Annotated in this window: 5 protein-coding genes; 1 reads left to right on the forward strand and 4 read right to left on the reverse strand. The window is 33.1% G+C overall.

Annotation, left to right across the window (positions count from 1 at the left end; genetic code table 11):
* Window positions 1-240: 240 nt before the first annotated feature.
* The 3 genes from ACIQZC_RS09345 to ACIQZC_RS09355 form a co-directional block, all read right to left on the reverse strand.
* Window positions 241-489 carry a hypothetical protein gene (locus tag ACIQZC_RS09345; RefSeq protein WP_396138960.1) on the reverse strand — a complete coding sequence of 83 codons (249 nt, stop codon included), beginning with the start codon at window positions 487-489 and terminating at the stop codon, window positions 241-243.
* Window positions 490-551: 62 nt separating this feature from the next.
* The gene (gene fabD, locus ACIQZC_RS09350; protein ID WP_396138961.1) at window positions 552-1,421 is read right to left on the reverse strand and encodes an ACP S-malonyltransferase; all 870 of its coding nucleotides are present in this window, start codon (window positions 1,419-1,421) and stop codon (window positions 552-554) included.
* Window positions 1,422-1,505: 84 nt separating this feature from the next.
* Entirely contained in the window at window positions 1,506-2,216 is a 711-nt protein-coding gene (locus ACIQZC_RS09355) for a pirin family protein (RefSeq protein ID WP_396138962.1), read from the reverse strand.
* A gap of 112 nt (window positions 2,217-2,328) precedes the next feature.
* On the opposite strand from ACIQZC_RS09355, the gene ACIQZC_RS09360 reads away from it, so the two are divergent.
* On the forward strand, window positions 2,329-2,886 hold the full coding sequence (locus ACIQZC_RS09360) for a sugar O-acetyltransferase (protein WP_396138963.1): 558 nt from the start codon (window positions 2,329-2,331) through the stop codon (window positions 2,884-2,886).
* Between the two features lie 40 nt (window positions 2,887-2,926).
* Here the strand turns inward: ACIQZC_RS09360 and ACIQZC_RS09365 are convergent.
* A partial coding sequence (locus ACIQZC_RS09365) for a U32 family peptidase (RefSeq protein ID WP_396138964.1) occupies window positions 2,927-4,245 on the reverse strand: 1,319 nt, incomplete at its 5' end.

Consider the following 4,245-nt stretch of genomic DNA (forward strand, 5'->3'; position numbering starts at 1 on the left):
GCACTAATTTTCATTCCCAAGGCTTTCATTTCTTTTTCGTTGCCTCCTTTTAAAAGGCTAGGAATCCACATGCCACCTTGTTGTGCAAAGGCGGGTAAAACCAATAAAATAAATAATATTCTAAAAAACTTCATAGTATTATAATTAATTTGTAATGCAATTTTTAACGATGGCAAGATACAATTTTGTTGCTTTTGTTTATAAAAAAAATCCTCATGTTGTGTTGATGAGGATTAATTTTTACTCTTTTGCCGATTCTTTAATTCTTTTCGCCTCTTGTTCTACTTTTTCGGCACCTTTAACTAAAAGTTCTTTTGCGCCTACTTTTGAAGAATCAATAGCATTTTCTGCTTTTGTTTTAACAGAATCAATCGACTCTTTTACGTCTGTTGAAACCGCTGCAGAGGCTTCTTTTAATTTTTCTTTGGTTTCTTCTTTAAAAGCCATTCCTATTGTTGTAACGGCAAGTAATGCAATTATTTTTCTCATAATGAAGGATTTAATTTTTATAAATATAACAAAATAGGTGCCAAATTAAAAAATTGAAATAATTATGCCGAAATCGTTTCGACTTCTTTATCAATTTTATTAACCAATCCAACCAATACTTTTCCAGGTCCCACTTCTGTGAAACTTGTAGCGCCATCAGCAATCATTTGATTAACGGATTGAGTCCATTTTACTGCACCTGTTAGTTGAGAAATCAAATTATTTTTAATTTCAGCAGGATTTGAAACTGCCTTAGCGGTTACGTTTTGATACACAGGGCAAGTAGGGTTAGAGAAAGTTGTTGCTTCAATCGCAGCAGCTAGTGCTGAACTTGCAGGTTCCATCATTGGTGAGTGGAAAGCACCTCCAACTGGTAAAATTAAAGCACGTTTGGCTCCAGCTTCTTTCATTTTTTCGCAAGCTAATTCTACGGCTTTATATTCGCCTGAAATTACCAATTGCCCAGGACAATTATAATTTGCAGCCACTACAACGCCATCAATTGAAGCGCAAATGTCTTCAACAATTTTATCTTCTAAATTTAAAACCGCAGCCATAGTTGAAGGAATGATTTCACATGCTTTTTGCATGGCTAAAGCTCTTTTAGAAACTAATTTTAAGCCATCTTCAAAAGATAAAGCTCCATTGACAACTAACGCAGAAAATTCGCCTAATGAATGTCCTGCAACCATTTCTGGTTTAACATCTAATACTTTTGCTAAAATTACCGAATGTAAAAAAACAGCAGGTTGAGTTACTTTAGTTTCTTTTAATTCTTCAGCGGTTCCTTCAAACATAATATCTGTAATTCGGAAACCTAAAATTTCATTAGCTCTTTCAAATAAATCTTTTGCTAATGTCGATGTTTTGTATAAATCTTTACCCATTCCTGGGAATTGTGCTCCTTGACCTGGAAATATGTATGCTTTCATAAGTTTTGTTTCAAGTTTAATGTTTCAAGTTTTTCTTGAATGCAAAAATAACATTTTTTTTAACTGAACACTGAATACTATTTATTATTCCATTGGAATTTCCATTAATAAAAACTTCGCATCAGTTGTTGCTGTAAATTCTAATTTTTTAAAATTCCAAATTCCATATCCATCTCGGGTTTCTAATTCATGACCATTCACCGTAATTGATCCTGAAATTACAAACACATACATTCCATTGCCTTCTTTTTTTATTTCGTACGTTTTAGAAAAATCTTTGTCGAAATCAGCTAAATGAAACCATGCATCTTGATAAATCCAAACACCTTCATCCTCTTCGTTTGGCGATAAAATTTGAGCAAAATTATTTTTTTGCTCCGTTACATCTAAAGTAATTTGTTGGTAACGAGGTGTTACGTTTCTCGTTTTTGGGAACAACCAAATTTGAAATAATTTTGTTTGTAAATCAGCATTCGGATTGAACTCACTGTGTTGAATTCCAGTACCAGCACTCATAACTTGGACATCGCCCGTTTTAATAGTAGATTCATTTCCCATACTATCTTTATGCGCCAAATCACCTTCGAGTGGAATGGTAATAATTTCCATATTATCGTGTGGATGCGTGCCAAAACCCATTCCGGCCGCTATTGTATCATCATTTAATACGCGTAACATTCCAAATTGAACTCTTTCTGGGTTGTACCAACTTGCAAAACTGAAACTATGATAAGCGTTTAACCAACCGTGATTGGCATTTCCTCTTGTATTTGCTTTATGAAGTATAGTTTTCATTTTTTTAAAATTAATAGAGCAAAGTTACATTAATGGTATAGGAACTACAATTTATTTAGGGTTAAGATTTAGAAAAAAATATAATTATGCCGTGTTTTTTTATCTTTGAAGAATGAAATCAGAAAAAGAGAAAATGCGCTCAGGAGAAAATTATTTTTCGAATGATAAAGAGTTGGTTTTAGAACGAGCGAAAGCAAAAAAACTACTGCATAAATTAAATGTTACCGAATATGTAATGAGTGGAAATGCGCGCACTATTCTTCGAGAATTATTGCCCAATGCTCATAAAAGAATATATATTGAACCTCCATTTCATTGTGATTATGGGTATAATATTCATTTGGGCGAAATGGTTTATTTTAATGTCAATTGCGTTGTTTTAGACACAGCAAAAGTAGCTATTGGAAACAATGTGTTTATTGGACCTGGTGTTCATATTTACACCGCAACGCATCCCACTAATGCTATTGAAAGAAGAACAACAGAATTTGCAAAACCAATTTCTATTGGCAATGATTGTTGGATAGGAGGAAATTCGGTTATTTGTCCAGGGGTAACTATTGGAGATGGTTGTACTATTGGAGCGGGTTCGGTAGTAACGAAGGATATTCCAGCAAATTCATTGGCTGTTGGAAATCCAGCAAAAGTGATTAAAAATTTAAAAGAATAAAAAAACCGATGTCTTTATCAATAAAACATCGGTTTGTATATTAATGAAAGTGATCTTCTTCAATTTCAAATTCGGCATCTTTTTCCCAAATTTCCATTTCGCAAGGTTTGCAATTGAATTTTAGTTTGTATTCCAATTCGCCTTGTTTCAAAACTAAAGGTTCTTTTACCTTTTTATCCATGTTTTCACGATGGTATTTTGGGCAACGTTCTAGTTCATATTTGATGCAATATTTTGTGGTCATTACACGAGATTTTCCTGGATCCCATTGCAATTCGAATGCTTTTTCAATTTCGGTTACACCATGGCGTTCATAAAACTTTCGAGCGGTTTTATTGGAAACATTGTACATAAAATCCAATTTAGTTTCTGGATAAGGATGTGATGTTTTTACCATTTGATGCTCCTTTCGAACATAATTTTTCAAACGAATTTCCGATAATTGTTCGAAAACGGTTCTTCGCATTTCGTTTATTTTTGAAATAGGTAAAAACCAATTTTGAGAAAATTCAATAGTAATTTCATCAGCAGTATAAGGAGTAAATCCTGTTTTTGCTAGGTTGATTTTGAAGTTTTCTGCTAAAGATTCGTTGTTTTTAGTTTGTTCTTTTGGGTGAACCAAATTTACGATACTTACATTTCCATCTTCGTCAGTTGCGATTAATTCAAAACCCGTTTCGTTTTCTTTTAAAACTAAATCGGTACTGATTTTTCGAACGGCACTGTCTTCACGTTCTACTAATTTAATGAAAGCCGCATCGTTATTTCGGTATATAAACGTGCCTTCTTTGATTTCTTTCAATACATTTGGATAAATAATTCCGTTTTCAGCACGGTTAACGTAAATTCCTTCGGCTTCGTTGTTTTCGTTGATAAAACACAATCCGTCACCATTATTTAATAATTCGCCATTTTCAATTTGGTAGGAATTTCCAACAGTTTTTATCAGTTTTCCAATGTATTGCCCTTTTGATTTTGGACTTTCCCAGGAACCAATTGATTGATGTCTTTCGTTTACAAAATAATCGGTATAACCACGATTGAACGTTCTATCTAGCGAAGAATCAAACAAAAACGTACATTTTCCAGACGAAGCTTTAGTATATTTTTCAGGATTTTCAGCTAAAAAAGCGTCTAATTTCTGACGTAAATACGAAACGTTATTTTTTACATATACGATATCTTTCAATCGCCCTTCAATTTTAAACGAACTAATTCCTGCTTCGACTAAATTTGGAATTTGATTGGAAACATCAAAATCTTTAATCGAAAGTAAATGACTGTTTTTGATTAAAGTGTCGCCATTTCCGTCAATTAAATTATAAGGTAAACGGCAATTTTGCGCACAAGAACCTCTAT

This window comes from Flavobacterium sp. (genome assembly GCF_044338735.1).
Taxonomy (GTDB): domain Bacteria; phylum Bacteroidota; class Bacteroidia; order Flavobacteriales; family Flavobacteriaceae; genus Flavobacterium.